The organism is Actinoplanes sp. NPDC049548 (assembly GCF_040676695.1).
Classification (GTDB): Bacteria; Actinomycetota; Actinomycetes; order Mycobacteriales; family Micromonosporaceae; genus Actinoplanes.
Genome location: NZ_JBFAPM010000006.1, coordinates 307,798 through 331,827, shown reverse-complemented (window position 1 = coordinate 331,827; position 24,030 = coordinate 307,798). Strand labels below are relative to the sequence as shown.

General features: G+C 71.9%; 15 protein-coding genes. 9 read left to right on the top strand and 6 right to left on the bottom strand.

The window, feature by feature from the left end; all coding sequences use genetic code 11:
* Positions 1 to 44 precede the first annotated feature (44 nt).
* Positions 45 to 1,010: a methylmalonyl Co-A mutase-associated GTPase MeaB gene (gene meaB / locus AB0J80_RS15325; RefSeq protein WP_364704944.1), complete on the top strand. Its 966-nt coding sequence runs from the start codon at positions 45 to 47 to the stop codon at positions 1,008 to 1,010.
* On the opposite strand, the gene AB0J80_RS15320 is transcribed toward meaB, so the two are convergent.
* Entirely contained in the window at positions 981 to 1,580 is a 600-nt protein-coding gene (locus AB0J80_RS15320; protein ID WP_364704942.1) for a PadR family transcriptional regulator, read from the bottom strand. The two genes, meaB and AB0J80_RS15320, sit on opposite strands and share 30 nt — an antisense overlap.
* A gap of 55 nt (positions 1,581 to 1,635) precedes the next feature.
* Here AB0J80_RS15320 and AB0J80_RS15315 point away from each other — a divergent pair, with 55 nt between their 5' ends.
* The 3 genes from AB0J80_RS15315 (at position 1,636) to AB0J80_RS15305 (ending at position 5,645) form a co-directional block, all read left to right on the top strand.
* Complete coding sequence (locus AB0J80_RS15315; RefSeq protein WP_364704940.1) at positions 1,636 to 2,817, top strand: NAD(P)/FAD-dependent oxidoreductase; 1,182 nt, start codon at positions 1,636 to 1,638, stop codon at positions 2,815 to 2,817.
* 70 nt (positions 2,818 to 2,887) lie between these two features.
* Positions 2,888 to 4,426 (top strand): GGDEF domain-containing protein, encoded by a 1,539-nt coding sequence (locus AB0J80_RS15310; RefSeq protein WP_364704938.1) that lies wholly within the window; start codon positions 2,888 to 2,890, stop codon positions 4,424 to 4,426.
* Positions 4,427 to 4,523: 97 nt separating this feature from the next.
* A complete protein-coding gene (locus AB0J80_RS15305; RefSeq protein WP_364704936.1) occupies positions 4,524 to 5,645 on the top strand; it encodes a substrate-binding domain-containing protein in 1,122 nt (373 codons plus the stop codon).
* On the opposite strand, the gene AB0J80_RS15300 is transcribed toward AB0J80_RS15305, so the two are convergent.
* Complete coding sequence (locus AB0J80_RS15300) at positions 5,638 to 6,243, bottom strand: Pr6Pr family membrane protein (RefSeq protein WP_364704934.1); 606 nt, start codon at positions 6,241 to 6,243, stop codon at positions 5,638 to 5,640. The genes AB0J80_RS15305 and AB0J80_RS15300 overlap by 8 nt on opposite strands.
* Before the next feature lie 22 nt (positions 6,244 to 6,265).
* On the bottom strand, positions 6,266 to 7,810 hold the full coding sequence (locus tag AB0J80_RS15295; RefSeq protein WP_364704932.1) for a M4 family metallopeptidase: 1,545 nt from the start codon (positions 7,808 to 7,810) through the stop codon (positions 6,266 to 6,268).
* 145 nt (positions 7,811 to 7,955) lie between these two features.
* Here AB0J80_RS15295 and AB0J80_RS15290 point away from each other — a divergent pair, with 145 nt between their 5' ends.
* From AB0J80_RS15290 to AB0J80_RS15280, 3 genes are all read left to right on the top strand, one after another.
* On the top strand, positions 7,956 to 9,629 hold the full coding sequence (locus tag AB0J80_RS15290; protein ID WP_364704930.1) for a methylmalonyl-CoA mutase family protein: 1,674 nt from the start codon (positions 7,956 to 7,958) through the stop codon (positions 9,627 to 9,629).
* A gap of 92 nt (positions 9,630 to 9,721) precedes the next feature.
* Positions 9,722 to 10,660 (top strand): tetratricopeptide repeat protein, encoded by a 939-nt coding sequence (locus AB0J80_RS15285; RefSeq protein WP_364704928.1) that lies wholly within the window; start codon positions 9,722 to 9,724, stop codon positions 10,658 to 10,660.
* Between the two features lie 18 nt (positions 10,661 to 10,678).
* Positions 10,679 to 12,454 carry an arginase family protein gene (locus AB0J80_RS15280; RefSeq protein ID WP_364704926.1) on the top strand — a complete coding sequence of 592 codons (1,776 nt, stop codon included), beginning with the start codon at positions 10,679 to 10,681 and terminating at the stop codon, positions 12,452 to 12,454.
* Here the strand turns inward: AB0J80_RS15280 and AB0J80_RS15275 are convergent.
* Positions 12,447 to 14,369, bottom strand: coding sequence for a penicillin-binding transpeptidase domain-containing protein (locus AB0J80_RS15275; protein WP_364704924.1), 1,923 nt, complete (start codon positions 14,367 to 14,369; stop codon positions 12,447 to 12,449). The two genes, AB0J80_RS15280 and AB0J80_RS15275, sit on opposite strands and share 8 nt — an antisense overlap.
* Positions 14,370 to 14,582: 213 nt before the next feature.
* On the opposite strand from AB0J80_RS15275, the gene AB0J80_RS15270 reads away from it, so the two are divergent.
* On the top strand, positions 14,583 to 19,553 hold the full coding sequence (locus AB0J80_RS15270; RefSeq protein WP_364704922.1) for an NAD-glutamate dehydrogenase: 4,971 nt from the start codon (positions 14,583 to 14,585) through the stop codon (positions 19,551 to 19,553).
* A gap of 139 nt (positions 19,554 to 19,692) precedes the next feature.
* Here the strand turns inward: AB0J80_RS15270 and AB0J80_RS15265 are convergent, their stop codons facing one another.
* Together AB0J80_RS15265 and AB0J80_RS15260 are read right to left on the bottom strand one after the other, a co-directional pair.
* The gene (locus AB0J80_RS15265) at positions 19,693 to 20,460 is read right to left on the bottom strand and encodes an alpha/beta hydrolase (RefSeq protein WP_364704920.1); all 768 of its coding nucleotides are present in this window, start codon (positions 20,458 to 20,460) and stop codon (positions 19,693 to 19,695) included.
* Positions 20,461 to 20,506: 46 nt separating this feature from the next.
* Positions 20,507 to 21,655, bottom strand: a complete 1,149-nt coding sequence (locus tag AB0J80_RS15260; RefSeq protein WP_364704918.1) for an MFS transporter — start codon at positions 21,653 to 21,655, stop codon at positions 20,507 to 20,509.
* Between the two features lie 51 nt (positions 21,656 to 21,706).
* Between AB0J80_RS15260 and AB0J80_RS15255 the strand changes: the two genes are divergently transcribed.
* The gene (locus AB0J80_RS15255) at positions 21,707 to 23,839 is read left to right on the top strand and encodes a heavy metal translocating P-type ATPase (RefSeq protein WP_364704916.1); all 2,133 of its coding nucleotides are present in this window, start codon (positions 21,707 to 21,709) and stop codon (positions 23,837 to 23,839) included.
* The last annotated feature ends 191 nt before the right edge of the window (positions 23,840 to 24,030 follow it).

Genomic DNA, 24,030 nt, shown 5'->3' with positions numbered 1-24,030 from the left:
CGTGACGGCGAGGGCCAGGGGAGCATGCCAACGGGAAGCTCAGCATGAGGGCCGGCCGGGACGTTCCGACGCTGGTCGCCCGGGCGCGTGAGGGTGATCCGCGGTCGGTCGCCCGGCTGATCAGCATGGTCGAGGACGGCGACTCCCGGCTGGCCGAGGTCGCCGCGGCCCTCGCCCCGTACGCGGGCCGGGCCCAGGTCGTCGGCCTCACCGGCTCGCCCGGCGTGGGCAAGTCGACGACCACCAACGAGCTGGTCCGAGCCCTGCGCCGGACCGGCCGCCGGGTGGGCGTGCTGGCCGTCGATCCGTCCAGCCCGTTCACCGGCGGCGCCATCCTCGGTGACCGGGTCCGGATGCAGGAGCACACCACCGACCCGGGCGTCTACATCCGGTCCATGTCCAGCCGCGGCCAGCTCGGCGGCCTGTCCGCCGCCACGCCGCAGGCGGTCCGCGTGCTCGAGGGCGCCGGGTGCGACGTCGTGCTGGTGGAGACGGTCGGGGTCGGCCAGGCCGAGGTGGAGATCGCGTCGCTGGCCGACACGACGCTGGTGCTGCTCGCTCCCGGCATGGGCGACGCCATCCAGGCGGTCAAGGCCGGCATCCTGGAGATCGCCGACGTCTTCGTGGTCAACAAGGCGGACCGGCCGGGCGCGGACGCGACCTACCGCGACATCCAGGGGATGCTCGGCCTGGGTGAGCGCGCGCCCGGCGACTGGCGCCCGCAGGTGGTGCGCGCGACAGCGGTCAAGGGTGAGGGCATCGACGACGTCGTCGCGGCCGTCGAGAAGCACCACCAGTGGCTGGAGAAGTCCGGCACGTTGCGCCTCGCCCGGGAGAAGCGGGCCGCCGTCGAGGTCGAGGCGATCGCCCTGGGCACGCTGCGGGCCCGCATGGGCAACCTGCGCGACGGTACGGCGCTCAGCAAGCTCGCGGCCCAGGTGGCGGACGGCGCGACCGACCCGTACGCGGCGGCGGACGCCCTACTCGCCGAACTCGGCGAGCGTCTCTGAGATCAGCGCCTCGTCCCAGGCGAGCCGGCCGGTGGCCAGGTCGTCGATCAGCGCGCGCAGCCACGCCAGCTCGGCGCGCAGCATCGCCGTGCGGTACTCGTCCTCGATGAGGAACAGCCGGGGGAGGCCGGGCGGCGCCTGCGCGACGATGCCGGCGATCTTCTCGTCGAGGGCGGTGGCCCGGCGTTCCAGCAGCTCGCGTACCCGGTCCGGTTCGAGGATCGGCAGGAACGCCAGCGCGACCGGGAACTCGGGGAACTCGCGGGCCGGCTCGGGCAGCGCGTCCGTCAGCCAGCGGCGCAGCGCGGCCGTGCCCTCCTCGGTGATCTCGTAGACGGTGCGCTCGGGCCGGCCCGCCTCGCGCGCCGTGCCGCCCGGCCGGGCGAGGCCGTCCCGGACCAGCCGGTCCAGCGCCTGGTAGACGCTGTTGCGCTGGGCGACGTTGACCAGCTGGTCCTGCCCGCGTTCCTTGATCATGCGCTGCATCCGGTACGGGTGCATGGGTGCCTCGGCGAGGAGTGCCAGCAGCACCATCGCCAGCGGGGAACGGCGTGGCGATGCGGAGGTCATGGTCCACACCATAAAGGTCTTGTCGGTTCATAGTCATACGATGCATAGTCATGACATGACTAAACGAGTTCTCGTGGCGGGCGGCGGCATCGCCGGCACGGTCGCCGCCATCGCCCTGCACGAGGCCGGGTACGACCCCGTCGTCCACGAGGCGCACGATCGCGACAGCGACGAGCGCGGTGCGTTCGTCACGCTCGCGGTCAACGGCCTCAACGCCCTGCGCGACCTCGGTCTCGATCCCGTGGCGCTGCTGGCGGCGGGGTTCCCGACACCCCGGATGGTGCTGCGCGGCGCGAGCGGCCAGGCGCTCGCCGAGCTGCCCCTCGGCGGGCCGTTGCCCGACGGCACCGCTACGACGACGATCCGCCGGGCCGACCTCTACACCGCGCTGCGGACCGAGGCCGAACGCCGGGGCGTCCCCGTCGTCTACGGCAAGCGCCTGGTCGACGCCGTTCCGGACGGGCCGGGAGTGTCCGTACGCTTCGCCGACGGCACCTCGGCCGGCGCTGACCTGCTCGTGGGCGCCGACGGGCTGCACTCGCGAACCCGCCGGGCGCTGGACCCCGCCGCTCCCGGACCCCGCTACCTCGGCCTGCTCAACGCGGGCGGGTTCACCTCGGGGCCGGTCGACCCCGCGCTGCGGCCCGCTCCCGGCGTGATGCAGATGGCGTTCGGCCGCCGGGCCTTCTTCGGCTGGGCCGCCGCGCCGGACGGGTCCGTGTGGTGGTTCGCCAACCCGGCCCGCCGTACGCCGGTCGAGCCGGGCGAGCTCACCCCGGCGCAGTGGCGGGCCTACCTGCTGGACGCGCTCGCCGATGAGCCGATCCCGGCCACCGAGCTGATCGAGGCGAGCGCCGACGTGCTCGGCCCGTGGAACACCTGGGACGTACCCCGGCTGCCGGTGTGGCGCAACGACCGGATCGTGCTGGTCGGTGACGCGGCGCACGCCGTCTCGCCGTCCTCCGGCCAGGGCGCCGCGATGGCGATCGAGGACGCGGTCACCCTGGGCCGCTGCCTCGCCCGCTCCGCAGACGTGCCCGCGGCGCTCGCCGCGTACGAGCGTGTGCGGCGGCCCCGGGTGGAGAAGGTCGTCGCGTACGGCCGGCGCAGCAGCTCGACGAAGACCGCGGGGCCGGTCGGCGCCCGGGTTCGCGACGCGATGATGCCGCTGGTGATGCGCCTGCTCTATCGCAAAGGCAACCCACAGGCATGGATACTCGAGCATCGGGTGGCGTGAATTGCTCAACCCCGTGCCGCGGCCGCCGATGGGTGGATCCGTTGGGTAGCAACTCGGGAGCGGAGTACCGATGGTTCGGCGGCAGGCAGCGCACCCTAAGGGCGCCGATCCGCTGACGGCCGGGCTCGTCGTTCTCGTCCTCGCCGCTTTCCTCGGGTTCGGGTCGCAGCGTTTCCCGTACGCCGCACAGGTCATCGCCTTCTGGGTGCTCATGGTCGTGGTGCAGGTGTGCTTCGTCCGCTCCTGCCGGCAGGTCGTCCGGTTCACCCGCGCGGTCCCGGCCCCGAACGCCCGCGCCGACGCGACCACCTGGCGGTTCTTCACGGCCGCTGGGGTGGTGCTGGTGCTGGGCAACATCGTCCAGCTCGGGGCGGCGGTGCGGGCCCCGCTCGCCGTCGACTCGCTCATCGGCACGGACCTGCAGGTGGGGTCGATCGCGGTCGGCATGGTCCTGATCGTCGCCGGCATGCTGCGGCACCCCATGGGAGAGATGGGTGCGGCCGAGCGGCTCCGGATGCGCATCGACGTCGCGACCCTGATGGCGGCCGCGGTCACGTACGGCCTGTGGATCGCGGACCTGCCGTCCGGCCCGCACGACGCCGGCTGGGCGCTGGACGCGGCGGTCGGCCTGATGGTGCAGCCCGGCCTTTTCCTCGTGGTGATCTTCGCGGTCATCAAGGTTCTCCTGAGCGGCGCATCGCCGTTCACCCGGACGGCCGGGGTGCTCGCCGGGGTCGCGGCGGTGCTGCAGGCTCTGCTCCAGGCGGTGCCCATCCCGCTCTACGTCGAGCCGCCCACCATGTCCTGGCTGTGTGCGGCCAACGTGATGGCAAGTGCGCTGATCGCCATCGGCGCCCGAGCGCACGAGCGCGACGTTCAGGCCGCCCCGGCGCTCGGGAGGCGCGCGGCGCGGCGGCCGTACAGCCTGCTGCCGTACCTCGCGCTGGTGGCGGTCTGGGGCCTGGCGGTCGGGGTCCTCGCGGCGGACGGCCTGTCGGGCCGGGGCTGGGTCGTGGTGGCCGGTGCCATGACGACGACCGGGTTGGTGATCGGCCGGCAGGTGGCCGCCTTCCGGCACATCGCCGAGCTGCTGCGCGAGCGCGACGAGCTGACCGCGCAGCTCACCGAGCTGGCGTTCCACGACGCCCTCACCAAGCTGGCCAACCGGGGCCTGTTCATGCAGCGGCTGCAGGACGCCCTCGCCGCCGGGCCGGTCACGGTGTTCCTCATCGACCTCGACGAGTTCAAGCCGGTCAACGACCGGTACGGGCACGCCACCGGCGACCAGCTGCTCATCGAGGTCGGGCACCGGCTGCGGGGCTGCGTACGGGACGGCGACACCGTCGCGCGGCTGGGTGGCGACGAGTTCGCCGTACTGGTGGAGGGGTTGTCGGCCGATCGGCGGGCGGAGGTGGCGGACGGCCTGGCCCGGGCGCTGAGCGGCTCGGTCCGCCTCGGCGGCACGGAGGTGCCGCTGCGCGCGAGTATCGGCATGGCGACCGGAAAGCCGGGGCTGCACGACCCGGACAGCCTGCTGCACGAGGCCGACATGGCGATGTACGCCGACAAGAGCCGGACCCGCCCTCTGATCGACAGCGACCTCGCGTAGCCGCTCGGTTCCTCTTGCGTTCGGCGCCCCTTGTACCAGGGTTACGCTGCGGTTTTGCCTGGTAGCCTTGCCGCCCTCTGGCCTGGAGGAACATGCAATGCGTACCAGATTGTTCGCCTTTGCCGCGGTCGGGCTGATCGCCCTTTCCGGTATGTCCGCCTGCACCGACGACGACGGTGACAAGGGCGCCACGCCCGCCGGTGCCCCGCGCGCCGCGGGCGGCGGCAAGGTCGGCGTCATCCTGCCCGACACCACCACCTCGCAGCGGTGGGGCACCGACGACCCCAAGCTGCTGAAGGCGGCCTTCGACAAGGCCGAGGTGCCGGTCGACATCCAGAACGCGCAGGGTGACAAGGCGCAGTTCCAGCGCATCGCCGACGGCATGATCGCGGGCGGCGTCCGCGTGCTCATGATCGTCAACCTGGACTCGGCCACCGGCAAGACCGTGCTGGACAAGGCCAGGACGGCCGGGATCAAGACCATCGACTACGACCGGCTGACCCTCAACGGCGGCGCCGACTACCACGTCAGCTTCAACAACGAGGCGGTCGGCAAGCTGCAGGGCGAGGGCCTGGTCAAGTGCCTCACCGAGAAGGGCTACCCGACGCCGCTGGTCGCCGACCTCAACGGCTCGCCGACGGACAACAACGCCACCCAGTTCAAGGCGGGCTACGAGTCCGTCCTGCAGCCGAAGTACGACAGCGGCACCTATCTCAAGGGTCCGGACCAGTCGGTGGCCGACTGGGACAACGACGAGGCGGCCGTGATCTTCCGCGAGATGTGGGCGCAGACCGGCAAGAAGATCAACGGGGTGGTCGCGGCGAACGACGGGCTGGCCAACGCCGCCATCTCGGTGCTCAAGAAGGACAAGATGAACGGCAAGGTCCCGGTCACCGGCCAGGACGCCACCGTGCAGGGCCTGCAGAACATCCTCGCCGGCGACCAGTGCATGACCGTCTACAAGCCGATCGAGCAGGAGGCCAACGCGGCGGCCGACCTCGCCATCAAGCTCTTCAAGGGCGAGCAGCCCAAGTTCGCCAAGGATGACAAGGGGATCAAGGATCCGGAGTCCGGCGCCTACGTCCCGTCCGTGCTGCTGACCCCGAAGCTGATCCTGAAGAAGGACGTCAACTCGGTCATCAAGGACGGCTTCGTGGAGAAGAAGGCGGTCTGCGCGGGCCGCTTCGCCCCGCTCTGCGTGGAGAACGGCATCAAGTAGACCGCCGGCCGAGGGGCAGCCGGTCCAGCCCGACGAAGAGCAGGCCGAGCAGCCAGAAGGCGACGGCGAAGAAGACGGCGCTGAGCGCCACGCCGCCGTAGCCCAGGTCGCCCACGTCGATGAACGGGTACGGGTACGTGTCCGTCACCAGCCCCCGCAACAGCGCGAAGGCGAGATAGCCGAGGGGGAACGCCAGCCAGTAGGCGGCGTACCGCCAGCGGAACCGGCGGCGTTCGTCCAGCACCAGCCAGTCCAGAACGGCGAGCAGCGGGACCACCGTGTGCAGGAGCTGGTTGCCCACGGCCTCGGCGGGCGTACGGTGCACCGGGCCCATCGAGAAGCCGCTCGCCGGGTTCGCGAGCACCAGGTGGTAGACCAGCCCGGTGATCGTCACGTAGAGGGTGACGGCCCCCTTGAGCGCGGGCCGGGCCGGGCGGTCGCGGAACGCCGTCCAGGCCGCGAACACGCCGTATGCGACGTTGCTCTGGATCGTGAAGTAGGGGAGCAGGCCGGTCACGGTGGCGGGCCCGGCCGCCGTCAGCACCACACCGGCGATGACGGCCACCAGGCCCGCGATCCTCACGATCCTCGCGTACACGTACTGGAGGGTAACCAGCCGGTCAGCAGGCGGCGTCGGTGCCCGCCACGTTGACCGCGGTCCACGCCTTCTGCACGGCCTTGTACTCGGTGCCGCACCGGCCGTAGAGGTCGGTGGCCGCGGACAGCGTGTACGAGCGGGCCTTGGCGTACGTGGTGCTCGAGGTGAAGTAGGTGGTCAGCGCCCGGTACCAGATCGCCGCCGCCTTGGACCGGCCGATCCCGGTGACCGCCGGTGCCGAGTTGCAGACCGGCGAGGTGCCGTACGCGGTGGCGCCGGTGCCCTCCGCCAGGTTGAAGAAGAAGTGGTTGCCGACGCCCGAGGAGAAGTGCACGTCGACGTTCTTCGTACTTGTCGACCAGCAGTTCTGGCTGCCCCGGCCGTCGAGCGACGGGTTGTACATGTAGCGCAGCGGCGTGTTGTTGCCGTTGATGTTGATCTTCTCGCCGATCTGGTAGTCGCCCGCGTCGGCGCTGTTGCCGGCGGAGAACTCGACCATCGTGGCGAAGATGTCCGAGGTCGCCTCGTTGAGGCCGCCGGACTCGCCGGAGTAGGTCAGGCCGGCGGTGCGCTCGGTGACGCCGTGCGACATCTCGTGCGCGGCCACGTCCAGGGAGACGAGCGGGCGGGCGTTGCCCGAGCCGTCGCCGTAGGTCATCTGCGCGCCGTCCCAGAACGCGTTCACGTACGCGTTGCCGTAGTGCACCCGCGACGGCACACCGGTGCCGTTGTTGAAGATGCCCCGCCGGCCGAACGTGGAGTTGTAGTAGTCGTACGTCTTCGCGGCTCCGTAGTGCGCGTCGACCGCGGCGGACTGGCGGTTGCCGGTGCTGCCCGTACCCCAGACGTTGTCGGTGTCGGCGAACACCGAGCAGGTGCCGGACGTCCGGTTGTTCATGTCGCAGGTCGTGCCGTTGCCGTGCGCGGCGTCCTTGAGGCTGTAGCCGCTCGACGTCTGCGTGGTGTCGATCGTCACCGTTCCGGAGTACAGGCTCCGGCCGCTGCCGGCTGCGGTCTCGACGGTGTCCCAGGAGCTCAGCACCTTGCCGGAGGTCGCGTCGGTGACCACGTGCAGCCGCGACGGGGTCTGGCCGTCGGCGCCGAAGCCCTCGATTACCGTCTCGTACGCCAGCGTGCCGCTGCCCGCCGTCGCGTCGACGACCAGCTCGGGCTTGCTCAGCAGGCTGACTTTGCCGGCGAACTGCGCCTTCGCGGCGGCGGCGGCCGAGGCGGCGCTGCGCTGCGGGGTGGTGCTCAGCGCCAGTGGCGCGGCCAGGCCGACGGAGGCGCTCCGCAGGGCCCCGTCCTTCGCGCCGTGCAGGATGAAGTCGCCGCCGAGGACCCGGAGACCCTCATATGTACGGCCATAGCGCACGTGCGTGGTTCCGTCGGCGTCCTTCGCCGTCGCGAGGACGGCGAACGCGTCAGCGGCACTCGCCTTGACGGCGGCGCGATGGGCGGACGGGGAGAGGGGATCCGGGGCCGCGACGGCCGCGGCGCCGTCGACACCTGCCAGCAGCCCGCCCAGGAGCAGGGCGGAACCGACGGCGGCGATAGATCGTTTCACGAGGTCTCCTGACCCTTGGGGGGTGCGGCGGTAGCCACGTAGGTAGATCTACCGATGGGTAGGGACTGGTGTGAAGATCCTGAAAACGTCATAGCTTTCACCGGGGCTTAGCGATCGTTCAGCTTTTGCGCCTACGATGTGCGCCATGGACGCAGCCGACATCGCCGCCGGTCGCGAGCGCTGGCAGAAGCGCTACGACGACGCCCGCAAACGGGACGCCGACTTCACCACGCTCTCGGGGACGAGCGTCGATCCGGTCTACGGGCCCGCCCCCGGGGACACCGTCGAGGGGTTCGAGCGCATCGGATGGCCGGGCGAGTTCCCGTACACCCGGGGCCTCTATCCGACCGGTTATCGCGGACGGACCTGGACCATCCGGCAGTTCGCGGGGTTCGGCAACGCCCAGCAGACCAACGAGCGCTACAAGATGATCCTGGCCGCCGGCGGCGGCGGGCTCAGCGTCGCGTTCGACATGCCGACGCTGATGGGCCGCGACTCCGACGACCCGCAGTCGCTGGGGGAGGTCGGCCACTGCGGTGTCGCCATCGACTCGGCCGCCGACATGGACGTGCTCTTCGACGGCATCAAGCTGCAGGACGTCACGACGAGCATGACGATCTCCGGACCGGCGGTCCCGGTCTTCGTCATGTACCTCGTCGCGGCCGAGCGCCAGGGTGCCGACCTGAGCAAGCTCGACGGCACGCTGCAGACGGACATCTTCAAGGAGTACATCGCCCAGAAGGAGTGGCTCTTCGCCCCCGAGCCGCACCTGCGCCTGATCGGTGACCTGATGGAGTACTGCGCCCGGGAGATCCCCAAGTACAAGCCGCTGTCGGTCTCCGGCTACCACATCCGCGAGGCCGGGGCGACGGCCGCGCAGGAGCTCGCGTACACCCTCGCCGACGGTTTCGGGTACGTCGAGCTGGGCCTGTCCCGCGGCCTCGACGTCAACACGTTCGCGCCCGGGCTGAGCTTCTTCTTCGACGCGCACGTGGACTTCTTCGAGGAGATCGCCAAGTTCCGCGCCGCCCGCCGCATCTGGGCCCGGCACCTGCGCGACGAGTACGGCGCCACCAGCGAGAAGGCGCTCTGGCTGAAGTTCCACACGCAGACCGCCGGGGTGTCGCTCACCGCGCAGCAGCCGGTCAACAACGTCGTGCGGACGGCCGTCGAAGCCCTCGCCGCGGTCCTCGGAGGCACCAACTCCCTGCACACCAACGCGCTGGACGAGACCCTCGCCCTGCCCACCGACGAGTCCGCCGAGATCGCCCTGCGTACCCAGCAGGTGCTCATGGAGGAGACCGGCGTGACCAACGTGGCCGACCCGCTCGGCGGCTCCTGGTACGTCGAGGCGCTCACCGACCGGATCGAGGCGGAGGCCGAGGAGATCTTCGCCCGCATCCGCGACCTCGGCCACGACGGCACGATGACGTCGGGCATCCTGCGCGGCATCGAGGACGGCTGGTTCACCGCCAACATCGCCGAGGCGGCCTTCACCTACCAGCAGGCCCTCGAGAAGGGCGACAAGAGGATCGTCGGGGTCAACGTGCACACCGGCACGGTCGCCAAGGACCTCGAGATCCTCCGGGTCTCGCACGAGGTCGAGGTCGCGCAGAAGCGCGAGCTGGGTGACCGCAAGGCCCACCGCGATCCGGTACGCGTGGAGCAGGCGCTGGCGCGCCTGGTCGAGGCCGCGCGTACCGACGAGAACATGATCCCCGCGATGCTCGACGCCGCCCGGGCGGAGGCGACGCTGGGCGAGATCTGCGGCGTACTCAAGGAGGAATGGGGCATCTACCGGGAGCCCGCGCGCTTCTGAGTCGCGGTCGCCGCCGCCGGGTCTGTGACGTCCGATATCGCCTGCCCGGCGGCGCGGCGGACAGGCCGGAGTGCGTGCGAGACTAGATAACCATGAGCGACCCACGGACCACTCCGTCGATCTTCACCCGCGGCGCGGTCGACCTCGGCGCACTGCGCCCCGCGAGCAAGCCGGCAACCTCCGGCCCCGCCGCTGCGAGCGCGGGCGCCGGCGCACCCGGCCCCGCCGCCTCCCCGGCGCCCGCGGGCCCCGGTGGCGTCCCCGCCGCGGTGATCGACGTGACCGAAGCGAACTTCCAGACGACGGTGCTGCAGCTGTCCATGTCGACCCCGGTCATCCTCGACTTCTGGGCCGACTGGTGCGAGCCGTGCAAGCAGCTCTCCCCGGTCCTCGAGAAGCTCGCCGCCGAGGGTGGCGGCAGCTGGGTGCTCGGCAAGGTCGACGTGGACGCCAACCCGCGGCTCGCCCAGGCATTGCGCGTGCAGGGCATCCCGATGGTCGTCGCGGTGGTCGGGGGGCAGCTCGTCGAGGGCTTCACCGGCGTCCTGCCCGAGGCCGAGGTACGCCGCTACGTCGACGCGGTGCTCAAGGCCGGCGGCGTCCAGGTCGCCCCGCACGAGGACCCGCGGATGGACGCGGCCGACGACGCGCTGATGAACGGGGACCTCGACGCGGCCGAGGCGGCGTACAAGAAGATCCTCGCCGAGACGCCGCAGGACCACGCGGCCGAGTCCGGCCTGGCCCAGGTCGAGCTCTACCGCCGCATCACCGGAGTGGACGCCGGAGCCGTGCTGGCCCGCGCCGACGCCGATCCCGACGACCTCGAGGCCCAGAAGCTCGCCGCCGACATCCAGGTCCTCAGCGGACAGGCCCCTGAGGCGTACGAGCGTCTGGTCGCCGCCGTCAAGCGGTCCACGGGCGACGACCGGGACGCCGTCCGCAAGCACCTGCTGTCCCTGTTCGCCGTCGCCGGACCCGACGACCCGGCCGTCGCGAGCGCCCGCCGTGCGCTCGCCCGCGCGCTCTTCTAGGCAAGGTACGGGGGCTCCATGCGCCGCATAGCCGTGCTCGACGCACCGTCCAATCTCGGTCTGCGCCCGCCGACCGCGACGTCGGTGCCGGGCTGCGCCAAAGCGCCTGGAGCCCTGCGCGATCAGGGACTGCTGCGCCGGCTCAACGCCCGGGACGCCGGCTGCCTGACCCCGCCGCGCTACGACCCCGGCGACTGGCGCCCCGGTGACGGGGTGTGCCACGCCCCGGAGATCGCTCTCTACTCCCGCCGCCTGGCCGACCGCATCGGCGCGATCATCGACCAGGGCGAGTTCCCGGTCGTCCTCGGCGGCGACTGCTCGATCGTGCTCGGCTCCGCCCTGGCGATGCACCGCCTCGGCGAAGCGGTCGGCGGCCGCATCGGGCTCGTCTTCGTCGACGGCCACTCCGACTTCCGCCACCCCGGCAACGCCTCGTACGTCGGCGCGGCCGCGGGGGAGGACCTCGCCCTGGTCACCGGCCGCGGCCAGCCCAACCTCGCGTCGATCGAGGGCCGGCGCCCGTACTACCGCGACATCGACGTGGTGGTGATGGGCATCCGAGCCCAGGACGAGTACCGCCTCGACCTCCAAGCGGCCGGCATCGTGACCCGCCCGGTCCCGACCCTCCGCGTCGAGGGCGCGGCACGCAGCGCGCAGTGGGCCCGCGAGCAGCTCGTCGACTGCGCGGGCTACTGGGTGCACCTGGACGTGGACGTGCTGGACCCGGCGGTCATGCCGGCGGTGGACGCGCCGGAGCCGGGCGGGATCGCCTTCCCGGAGCTGGAACTGCTCCTGGCCGGCCTCGTCGAGTCGCCGCACTGCCTCGGCGTCGAGATCACCGTCTTCGACCCCGACTACGACCCCGACGGCGGCTACGCGGAAGAGATCACGTCGGCGATCGTGGCGGGCCTGAAGTCGGCACACACGGTGGACCTGCGACCCGACCTGATCGCGGCGCGCGCCGACCTGCTGGCCCCGAGCGCGCCGGGAAGGCTGGCGTCGAGCGCCCCGGGAAGGCGGGTCCCGGCTGCCGCCCACGACGAACACTCGCCCGCCACCGTCGACCCGGAGTTGTCCGTCGCCGTGGTGGGGGACTCCTCTGCTGCCTTCGAGCCGGACACCTCCGACTCTTACGCCGCGCGGCGCGCGGAGGCGGCCTCGGCGGACATCGCCGGAGCTGCGGCCGGTGCCTCCGTAGGCGTCGGCGGCGCGGAGCAGACGGCGGTGCCGGCAACCACCCTCTCCGCGGTCGCGGACGCTGCCGAAGTGGATGCCAGGCCGGTCGAGGAGACCGGCCCCGTCGTCGACTCGGACGCCGACGCGACGGCCGGCGCCGGCTCGGAAGCCGTCGACCCTACCGACCTGGACACCGAGGCCCACACCGACCTGGACGCCGAGGCTCTCGCCGACCTCGACGGTGAGTCGGGTGCCGTCGCGGACGATGACGCCCGGGTTGGTTCCGCCGTCCACGCCGACCCCGCAGTCGTCGCCGATGCCGTCCTTGACCGGGATGCCATCACGGACGTTGAGCCCGTCGCAGTGGACGTCGTCGTCGGTGAGCCGGTCGACTCCCACCTTGAAGCGGACGAGGATCCGGTCGACGCCGAGCTCGTGGAGGACGAGCACGCCGACCCGCCGCTGCGGCCGCTCGGCTCGGCGCCCCTGCTCGACTCCGAGCCGCTCCCGGCGACCATGCCCGGCATGCTGCGGCCGCGGCCGGTGGAGGAGTTCTCCCTGCCGGCTCAGCGCCCGGCGTTCGAGCTCGGCCCCGAGAAGCCCGCCGACATCACCTGAGAGCGGTCAGGAACCGTTCCGCGATCGGCACCGCCGCGTCCGCGCCCGCGCCGCCCTTCTGCACCATCACCGCGAACGCGATGTCGCCCTGCCAGCCCACGAACCAGGAGTGCGTCTCCTTCGAGCCGTCGGCGAACTCGGCCGTACCCGTCTTGCCGTGCACCGGATCTCCCGGCACGTCCCGCAGCGCCGTGCCCGTGCCGCGGGTGACCACCTCGCGCATCATCGTCCGCAGTGGCTCGATCGAGGTGGCGGCGAGCTTCTCGCCGTCCGGGACCGGGTTGGCCGGCGCCGGGTCGAGGACGAGGCGGGGCTGCTTGAACTGCCCGCGGGCGACCGCGGCCGTCGCGCCCGCCATGGCGAGGGGGCTCACCGCGGTCGCGCCCTGGCCGAAGGTGGCCGCCGCCAGTTCGGTCGGGCTGTCGGCGGGCGACACCTTGCCGCTGAACGAGTCGGCGCCCAGGTCCCACTTGGCGCCGATGCCCAGCTTCGCCGACGCGGCCTGGAGGCCGTCGGCGCCCAGGGCGGGGGCCAGGTTGACGAACGCCGTGTTGCACGACTTGGCGAAGTCGGTGCGGAACGGCACGGAACCCAGCGCCATGTTGTGCGAATTCTTGAACTCGCGGCCGTTGACCGTCTTGGTCTTCGGGCAGGCGACCTCACCGTCGAGGGTGACCGCTTTCTTGTCGAGCAGGCCGAGCGTGGAGACCATCTTGTACGTCGAGCCGGGCGGGACCTGGCCGGTCATGGCGGTGTCGACGCCGCCGCCGCCGGGGCCGTTGGCCACCGCCACCACCGACGAGTCGCTGACCCGGATCGCGACCAGGGCGCTGGGCTGCTTCTCCGCCGCGACGGCCTGGTCGGCCGCGTTCTGGATCCGCACGTCGAGCGTGGTCTTGACGGGTTTCCCGGCCACCGGCTCGATGCTGTAGATCTGGGCGTCCTCGATCTTGTCGTCGGGCGTCTTGCGGGCGATCACCACGGACTGTCCGGGCGTGCCGCGCAGCTGGGCGTCGTAGCGCTCCTGGAGGCCGCCGTGGCCGACCTGGTCGCCGCGGGCGAGGGTGTCCGGGTTGGCGTCGAGGTCCTCGCGGGTGGCGAGGTCGACGATGCCGAGGGTCGCCCGGGCGAAGGGCCGGCTGGGGGCGAGCTCGCGCTGCTCATCGCGGGTGACCGTGCCGGTGAGGGAGCGCACCTTGTCGGCGATCTTCTCGAAGTCGGCCTGGCGCAGGGTCACGACGTCGACGAACGCGTCCGGCTTGGAGCCCTCGATGCGGGTCGTCAGGTCCTTGAGGTCGATGGTGACCTTGACCTTCTTCAGCTCGGCGGTCAGGTCCGCGAGGAGCTTGTCCTGGTCCTCGATCCGTTCGGGGCTGACCCCGACGACGGTGACGGCGCGCTGCGTGACGATGGGCTTGTCGTCGGGCCCGAGGATGTCGGCCCGGTCGGCGGTCTTGCGGCGCAGCTCGAAGCGGTCGCCGTCGGTGAGCTCGCTGTGGACCACCGCCGGTTCCCACACCACGCGCCAGCCGTCGGAGTTGGCCTTGGTCATCCGGACGGTGCTCTCGTACGACCACGCGGCGCCGCCGGGCAGGGTCCAGTCGATCTTGATGGGTGCCGAGGCGATGTCGCCCGTCTCCTTGGGGTCGCTCCGCTTCGACAGCAGCACGGAGGACTTCGCGAGGTCACCGGCGAGATCCTGGAGCTGCCCGTACACGTCGTCGGCGGAGATCTTGCCTCCGGCCGCGGTGACGAAGCCGACCTTGCTCAGGTCGCCGCCGCGCCAGCCGTCGAGGAAGGCGTCCAGGGTCTTGCCGGGCCCGTCCGATCCCGAGCAGGCTGCCAGGCCGGCAGCGGCGAGCGCCAGGCCGGCCAGCGCCGCGACTGCTCGACGAGCGCGTCCGCTCGGGTGCATGAGCTGCCCCTCCTCGGGTACGAATCTGGAAACGTACGGAACGGTAACCGCCCGGTGCCCGTTCCGATGACCCGGCCTGCGTGAGATGTATCAAATTCGTTGCCGGATCGTCCCCTGGAGGACCCCGGGTCCGCCCGTCCTGTCCGACCCAGGAACTAGGCTGTTGCCGACACGTCGAACCCACAATGTCGTGGGCGAGGGGAGCCGTCTGCCATGCCTGTAACCGACGAGGCAGCCACCGAATCCGATCCCGAGCTCGACTTCGGGCCTGGCCCCGGGCTTGCCCTCACGGGCCGGCTGGGCACGTCCGACGACGAGCTGGACGAGCCGCTGCCGAATGCCGAACGCCTGGTCGCCGAGGCGGTGGCCCTCGCGGGCGAGGACCATTCCACCGCCTCTCTGGTCGACCGCTTCTGGCGGTTCGCGCCCGACGAGGAGCTGGTCGGTTACACGCCCGCGGAGATGTTCGAGGCCACCCGGGAGCATCAGGAGCTGGCCCACACCCGGCTGCCCGGCGAGATGAAGCTCGACATCAGCGCCCCGTGTCAGAGTCAGCCACACACCGTGATCTCCATCGTCACCGACGACATGCCGTTCCTGGTCGACTCGGTGACCGCCCTGCTCACCGCCCACCAGCTGCAGGTCCATCTGCTGGTGCACCCGCTGATCGTGGTGCGCCGCGAGCCGCTCGGTGCGCTCGCGCAGGTGGAGGCCGACGTCGAGCCCGACGATGCGATCGACGGCGACCTGGTGGAGAGCTGGATCCGGGTCGAGATCGACCCCGTGCGCACCGAGGAGGCCCGCGAGCAGCTGCACAACGAGCTGCGCCGGATCCTGACCGACGTGCGGGACGCGGTCGAGGACTGGCCGCGGATGCGCCAGCGGGCCCTCGTCATCGCCGACGAGCTGGCCGCGGCGCGCGGGTCGGAGCGCAAGCTGCCGGTTCCCGACAAGGACGTCACCGACTCCATCGAGCTGCTCAAGTGGCTCGCGCACGACCACTTCACGTTCCTCGGCTACCGGGAATACCAGCTCAGCGACGACCGGGACACGCTGTCGGCCGTCCCGGGCACCGGGCTCGGCATCCTGCGCGGCGACCAGAGCACGCCCCGCCAGCTGTCGTCGATGGCGCCCGAGGCGCACCAGCGCGCGCTCGAGAAGCGGCTGCTGGTGATCACCAAGGCCAACTCGCGAGCCACGGTGCACCGCTCGGCCTACCTGGACTACATCGGCGTCAAGGTCTTCAACGACCGCGGCGAGGTGTGCGGCGAGCGCCGGTTCCTGGGCCTGTTCTCCAGCTCCGCGTATCGCACCAGCGTGCGCGAGCTGCCGGTGGTGCGCCGCAAGGTGATGGAGGTCCTCGACCGCTCCGGCCTGTCCCCGCGCGGGCACTCCGGCAAGGACCTGCTGCAGATCCTCGAGACCTATCCGCGCGACGAGCTGTTCCAGATCAAGACCGACGACCTGTACGAAGCGGTCATCGGGGTGCTGCGGATGGCCGGCCGGCGTCAGCTGCGGCTGTTCCTGCGCCGCGACGGCTACGGCCGCTTCATCTCCTGCCTGATCTACCTGCCCCGCGACCGCTTCACCACCGGCAACCGCCAGGCCATGCAGGAGATCCTGCTGCGCGAGCTCAACGGCGTCGGCGTCGACTACACGACCCGGGTCACCGAGCGCATGCTCGCCCGCGTGCACTTCATCGTGCGTACCGACCCGGCCGCCCCGCCGGGCGCCGTGGACCCCAACGCCCTCGCGGAGCTGCTCGCCGACGCCACCCGCATGTGGGACGACGACTTCTCGCTGGTGCTGGAGCGCAAGCTCGGCGAGGAGCCGGCCAAGGAGCTGTTCCACCGCTATGCGGGCGCTTTCCCCGACAGCTACAAGGACGGCCACACGCCGTACGAAGCGGTGCAGGACATCGCCAAGCTGGAGCTGCTCGAGGAGGCCGGCCAGCTCGAGATGCACCTGTATCGCAAGCGGCGGGTCAACCGCGACGGCAGCGCCGAGCCCGACGACCACGACGTCCGGTTCAAGGTCTTCCGGTACGGCGAGCCGATGATGCTCTCCGCGGTGCTGCCGGTGCTGCACTCGCTCGGCGTGAAGGTCGTCGACGAGCGGCCCTACGAGGTACGCCGCACCGACGGCACGGTCTACCTGTACGACTTCGGCCTGCTGCCCCCGGCGTCGCACCGGGAGCTCTCCGAGGTGCGCCCGCAGGTGGAGAACGCCTTCGCCGCCGCCTGGCAGAACGAGGCGGAGGTCGACGGCTTCAACGAGCTGGTGCTGCGTGCCGGGCTGACCTGGCGGCAGGTCGTGGTGCTCCGGGCGTACGCGAAGTATCAGCGGCAGACCGGCATCGTCTTCTCCCAGCGCTATGTGGAGTCCACCTTCATCGCCTACCCGGAGATCGCCCGCCTGCTCGTGCAGCTCTTCGAGGCGCGGTTCTCCCCGCGGCTGGAGATCGGCGAGGAGGAGCGCGCCCGCCGCTCGGACGATCTGGTCGAGCAGATCACCGGCCTGCTCGACGGCGTGGACAGCCTGGACCAGGACCGCATTCTGCGGTCGTACCTGACGCTCATGCAGGCGACCCTGCGCACCAGCTTCTTCCAGCGCGACAGCCATGGGCGACCCAAGTCCTACGTCGCGTTCAAGCTGGACCCGCAGGCCCTCCCGGACCTGCCGCAGCCCCGGCCGAAGTTCGAGATCTTCGTCTACTCGCCGCGGTTCGAGGGCGTGCACCTGCGTTTCGGCGCGGTCGCGCGTGGCGGTCTGCGCTGGTCCGACCGGCGCGAGGACTTCCGCACCGAGATCCTGGGCCTGGTCAAGGCACAGATGGTCAAGAACGCCGTGATCGTGCCCGTGGGTGCCAAGGGCGGCTTCGTGCTGAAGCAGAAGCCGGGCGACCGCGACGAGGCGGTGGAGTGCTACCGGCTGTTTATCACCGCCCTGCTGGACGTCACGGACAACATCCTCAGCGGCAAGATCGTCCCGCCGGGCGACGTGGTCCGGCACGATCCGGACGACCCCTACCTGGTGGTGGCGGCGGACAAGGGCACCGCGACGTTCTCGGACATCGCCAACGAGATCTCGGTGGCCAAGGACTTCTGGCTCGGCGACGCGTTCGCCTCCGGTGGCTCGGCCGGCTACGACCACAAGAAGATGGGCATCACCGCCCGGGGTGCCTGGGAGTCGGTGAAGAAGCACTTCCGCGACCTGGGCACCGACACCCAGACGCAGGACTTCACCGTGGTCGGCATCGGGGACATGTCCGGTGACGTCTTCGGCAACGGCATGCTTCTCAGCGAGCACATCCGGCTGGTGGCCGCCTTCGACCACCGGCACATCTTCCTCGACCCCGACCCGGACGCGGCGGCCTCGTTCGCCGAGCGGCGCCGGCTCTTCGACCTGCCGCGCTCCTCGTGGGCCGACTACGACCCGGCGCTGATCAGCGAGGGCGGCGGCGTCTATCCGCGGACGGCGAAGTCCATCCCGGTCTCCCCGCAGGTGCGGGCGGCGCTCGGCCTCGGTGAGGCCGCGGCGGTGAGCCCCACGGAGCTGATGCGGGCGATCCTCACCGCGCCCGTCGACCTGCTGTGGAACGGCGGTATCGGCACCTACGTGAAGGCGGCCTCCGAGACTCACGCCGACGTCGGCGACAAGGCCAACGACGCCATCCGCGTCAACGGCCGCGACCTGCAAGCCAAGGTGGTCGGCGAGGGCGGCAACCTGGGTCTCACCCAGCGCGGGCGCATCGAGTACGCCCGCGGCGGCGGCCCCCGCGACGACGAGGGCAACGCCGTCGGCGGCCGGATCTTCACCGACTTCATCGACAACACGGCCGGCGTGGACTGCTCCGACCACGAGGTGAACATCAAGATCCTGCTCGGCGGGGCGGTGACCGACGGCGAACTGACCGTCCCCGACCGCGACGAGCTGCTCGCCGCGATGACCGACGAGGTCGCGGCGCTGGTGCTGCGCGACAACTACGAGCAGGCCACAGCGCTCGGGAACGCGCGGCAGCAGGCGCACTCGCTGCTGCCGGTCCACCGCCGCATGCTGAACGAGATGGAACAGGCGGGGCAGCTCAACCGCGAGCTGGAGGCGCTGCCCACCGACAAGGAGCTCGCCGCCCGGTACGAGGCCGGCGACGGGCTCACGGCACCGGAGTTCGCGGTGCTCCTCGCGTACGTGAAGATCTCGCTCGAACGCCAGGTCCTCGCCGACGTCATCGTCGACGAGGAGTGGACGAACGGGGTGCTGGCCCGCTACTTCCCGACGCCGCTGCGGGACCGGTTCGCCGCCCGCATGGCCGGCCACCGGCTGCGCCGCGAGATCATCTCGACGGCCCTGGTCAACGAGGTGGTCAACCGGGGCGGCACGTCGTTCGTCTTCCGGGCCATGGAGGAGAGCGGCGCCTCGGCCGCCGACGTCATCCGGGCGTACGTGGTCATCCGCGACGTGTTCGGCCTGCGCGAGCTCTGGGAGGGCGCGGAACGGCTCGACAACGAGGTGCCGACCTCCTCGCAGACGCTGGTCTACCTGGAGACCCGCCGCCTGCTCGACCGCGCGGTCCGCTGGCTGGTCAGCAACCGCCGCTCGCCGATCGACGTGGCGGGCGAGATCGAGCGCCTGCGTCCCGGCGTCGGCGCCCTCCTCCCGCAGCTGCAACAGGTCGTCGTGGGCGGCGAGCGCCGCGAGGTCGAGACGTTCGTGGAGATGCTGGGGGAGCACGGCATCCCCGAGGAGCTGGCCCGCGGGGTCGCCCGCGTGGTCTACGGCTTCGGTGTCCTGGACATCCTGGAGACCGCCAAGGCGACGGGCAGGGACGCGACCGAGGTGGCCGACGTCTACTTCGTCCTCTCCGAGCGTTTCCACATCGACCTGCTGCTCTCCCACATCTCCCGCCTGCCGCGCGGCGACCGCTGGCAGACCCTGGCCCGCATGGCGCTGCGCTACGACCTGTACGCGGCCCTGGCGGCACTCACCGCGGAGGTGCTGCAGTCGACGTCGGCGGAGGCGTCACCGGAGGAGCGGGTCGCGGAGTGGGAGCAGGTCAACGCCGCCTCGATCGCCCGGGCGGGCAACGCCATGGGCAACGTGGACGAGACACCGGCCGACCTGGCGGCCCTGTCGGTGCTGCTGCGCCAGATCCGCACGCTGGTGAAGACGTCCGCGGCGAGCTGAGTCGATCAGGGTGGCCGGGTCCGGTCCCGGCCACCCTCGCCCGGCTACGCCATCAGCCGGCCGGCGATCAGGCCGGCTGTGGTCAGCACGAAGCCCGTGGCCATGGCGGGGATGCGAACCGGGCGGCCGGACCGCGTCGTCACTGCTCGTCCATGAACTTCGCGATGGCCGCCGCGAGCCGGTCCGGGGCCTGACGTTCAGCGTTGTGCCCCTGTCCATGCATCAGCAGCCGCCGGGTCCGGGGCAGCGTCCGTTCCAGCGCGTCCAGCCGTTCGGCCAGGTGCCGCGGCGACCGGTCGCCCCCGATGAGCAGGATCGGCACGTCGAGCTTGGCGTACAGCGGGAGCCGGTTGCCCAGGGCGTCGATGGCGTCGCTGTCGTCGAGCTGCCGGATCACGCGGTCGCGGTAGCGGCTGTGGCCCACGATCATGCCGGCCACCGTCGACGCGGCCGGTGCCATGCCGACCACGTCCCGCAGGAAGACGGTGAGCGCCTTGCCGGGCTTCCCTTCGGCGAGAGCCGCGCGGGCCGGGCCGGCGTCGAGGGGTTCGCCGATCACGACCGGTGGTTCGTACAGGACGGCTCCCGCGTACGACTCCGGCTCGGCGAGCAGCGCCTCCAGGGCCAGCACCCCGCCCGAGGAGTGCCCGACGAGCACCGGACGGTCGAGCTCCGCGGCGACCGCGGTCACGTGCTCCACCTCGTCCGCCATGGTGATCGGGCGGGGCAGGTCGAGGCGGTACTGGCGGCGGTGCAGCCGTACGGTGCGGAAGCGTCCGCGCAGCCGGTCGGTGACCCGGGACCACGCCGTGCTGTCGCCCATGCCGCCGTGGAGCACCAGGATGGGCCGGCCCTGTCCCTCGTCGATCGCCACCGCCACGGACCTGTCGATCGCCGTCGCCCTCATGGTTCCGCCCTCCCGGTGCCGCCGATGTCCTTATCCTGGCATTTCGTCACCCTTGCCGTACCGGATCCGGGCGCAGCACGGGCGCGCCCAGGCCCATCACGACGGTGAGCGCCGCGACGAGCACGAACGAGACCGTCAACGACGACAGGTGGGCGACTCCGCCGATGACGCCGGGGGCCACCAGGCCGCTCCCGTACGCGATTCCGGCCACCCCCGCCAGGCTGCGCCCGGGGTGCTCGCCGATGCGCCCGGCCGTCGCGAACACCAGCGGCACCACGACGGCGATCCCCACGCCGAGCAGCCCGAAGCCGGGGATGACCAGCAGCGGGTCGTCGGCGAGGACCACGACGAGGGCGCCGACGCTCGCCGCGGCCGCCGCGAGGCGGACCGTGGCCACCGGACCCAGGCGGTGGATGACCCGGTCGCCGGCGAAGCGGGCCAGCGCCATGCTGACCGAGAACACGGAGACGGTCAGCGCCGCGGTGCTGGCGGCGTTGCCGAGCACGTCGCGGACGTACACCGCCGACCAGTCCAGGCCGGCGCCCTCGGCGAAGACCGCGCACAGCGCCACGAGGCCGATGGGGAGCACCGCGCGCGATGGCAGCGCGAACGCGGGCGGGGCGTCGGTCTCGGGCTCCGGCCGGTGCGGCAGCAGCCAGTGCGCGGCGACCAGCGTGACGACTGCCAGCACCGCTGCCGTGATGACGAAGTGGACCCGGGCGTCCAGGCCGGCACGGGCGGCCAGCGCGGCGACCGCCGAGCCCGCCAGGCCGCCGACGCTCCAGAAGCCGTGGAAGCTGGACATCACCGACCGGCCGTACCGTTCCTCGATGACGACGGCCTGCGCGTTCATCGCCACGTCGGCGAGGCCGGCCGCCGCACCGTACGCCACCAGCACCAGGTAGAGGACGACGATCGACGTGGGCAGCGCGGGCAGGATCAGGGCGGCACACCAGAGCAGGATCAGGACGCGGGTGAGGCTGCGCAGGTCGTACCGGTGGGCGAGCCGGCCGGAGAGCGGCATCGCGAGCAGCGCGCCGATACCGGGCATGAGCAGCGCCACGCCCAGGCCGCCCGCGCCGGTGCCGACGTGGTCGGCGATCCACGGCACGCGGGCGGCGAAAGTGCCGGTCGCGGCCCCGTGCACGGCGAAGATCACGGAGGTGGCGGCCCGGGCCCGCCGCAGGGGGTGCATGGATCGTCACCTTAGTCGCCGGGTACCCCCATGGGGTATATGATGGTCGGCATGACCCGGCAGATCGAGCTCGACATCGGCGGCATGACGTGCGCGGCCTGCGCCAACCGCATCGAGAAGAAGCTCAACCGGCTCGACGGGGTCACCGCCACGGTCAACTACGCGACCGAGAAGGCCCGCGCCACGGTTCCGGCCGGCCTGACCGCGGCAGACCTGATCGCCGTGGTGGAGAAGACCGGTTACACCGCCGCCGAGCCGCGGGCCGAGGAGGAAGCCCCGGCGAACCCGCCGGCCGACCCGCTGCGGACCCGCCTGCTCGTCTCGGCCGCGCTCACCGTGCCGGTCGTGCTGCTGGCGATGGTCCCGGCCTGGCAGTTCGACTACTGGCAATGGCTGTCGCTGACACTGGCGGCGCCCGTCGTCGCGTACGGCGGCTGGCCCTTCCACCGCTCGGCGCTGGTGAACCTGCGGCACGGCGCCGCGAGCATGGACACGCTGGTCTCGCTCGGCACCCTCGCCGCGTTCCTCTGGTCGGTGTGGGCGCTGTTCCTCGGCGACGCCGGCATGCCGGGCATGACGCACGCGTTCGAGCTGCGAGCGGGGTCCGACGGTGACGCCATCTACCTCGAGGCAGCCGCGGGCGTGACGACGTTCCTGCTCGCCGGCCGATACGCCGAGGCGCGGGCGAAGCGGCGCGCCGGCGACGCCCTGCGGTCGCTGCTCGAGCTCGGCGCCCGCTCGGTCACCCTGCCCGACGGCCGCGAGATCCCGGCCGACCAGCTCCAGGTGGGCGACCTCTTCCAGGTGCGCCCGGGCGAGAAGGTCGCCACGGACGGCGAGGTGGTGGACGGCGCCTCGGCCCTCGACCAGAGCCTGATCACCGGCGAGTCGGTGCCGGTGGAGGTGACCGTGGGCGATGCGGTCACCGGCGGCACGGTCAACGCGGGCGGCCGGCTGATCGTCCGTGCCACCCGCGTGGGGGCGGACACCCAGCTCGCGCAGATGGCCCGGCTCGTGGAGGAGGCACAGGACGGCAAGGCGGCCGTGCAACGCCTCGCCGACCGGATCTCCGGCGTCTTCGTGCCCGTGGTCATCGCCCTGGCGGCGGGCACGCTGGGCTACTGGCTCGGCGCCGGGCGGGGGACGACGGCGGCGTTCACGGCTGCGGTGGCCGTACTGATCATCGCCTGCCCTTGCGCCCTCGGCCTGGCCACGCCGACGGCCCTGCTGGTCGGCACGGGCCGCGGCGCCCAGCTCGGCATCCTGATCCGCGGCGTCGAGGCGCTCGAGTCGGCGCGGCGGATCGACACGGTCGTGCTGGACAAGACCGGCACGGTGACGACCGGGGTGATGGCCGTGACCGACGTCGTGCCGGAGCCGGGCCACGACGCCGCGGAGCTGCTGCGGCTCGCGGGCGCCGTCGAGGCCGCCTCCGAGCATCCCCTGGGCCGCGCGATCGCCCGCGCGGCGGCCGAGCAGGGCCCGCTACCCACCGTGACGGACTTCCGGGCCACGGCGGGTGTCGGCGTCCGCGGCACGGTGGACGGCGCGACGATCGAGATCTCGCGCGGCACGGGCGACACCGCTCAGACGTGGGTCGAGGTACGCGCCGACGGCACGCTGCGGGGCCGGCTGGCCCTGACCGATCCGGTACGCCCGACAAGCGCCGCCGCCATCGCCCGCCTGCGCCGCCTCGGCCTGCGCCCGGTCCTGGTGACCGGCGACGCCCAACCGGTGGCGGAACGCGTCGCCGCCGAGGTGGGCATCGCCGAGGTGGTCGCCGGCGTGCTGCCTGCCGGCAAGGTCGACGCGGTCAAGCAGCTCCAGGCGGACGGCCGCGCGGTGGCGATGGTCGGCGACGGCGTGAACGACGCGGCCGCACTCGCCCAGGCCGACCTGGGCGTGGCGATGGGCGCGGGCACGGACGTCGCGATCGAGGCCTCGGACCTGACGCTCATGCGCGACGACCTGACGGCGGCGGTCGACGCCGTACGCCTGGCCCGCCGCACGGTGCAGATCATCCACGGCAACCTGTTCTGGGCCTTCGCCTACAACGTGGCGGCGCTCCCGCTGGCGGCGACGGGCCTGCTCAACCCGATGATCGCGGGCGCGGCGATGGCGCTCAGCTCGATCTTCGTGGTGGCGAACAGCCTGCGTCTGCGCCGCTTCCGCGCCACGCCGTGAACGCAGTGTGAGCCGGGCGCTTGATCCCATCGGTTGCTCCCGAAACCTCCGGGGCGCCCGGCTCACCATCTGTACCGCCGCAACGTTTTCGGACTGGTCCCGAAGCCCGAAGTGCCGCGGCGGCATCCCCAGATCCACCTGCGGACATGACGCTACGTGATGATCAGCGGACAGCGGAAGCGCAGCGTACG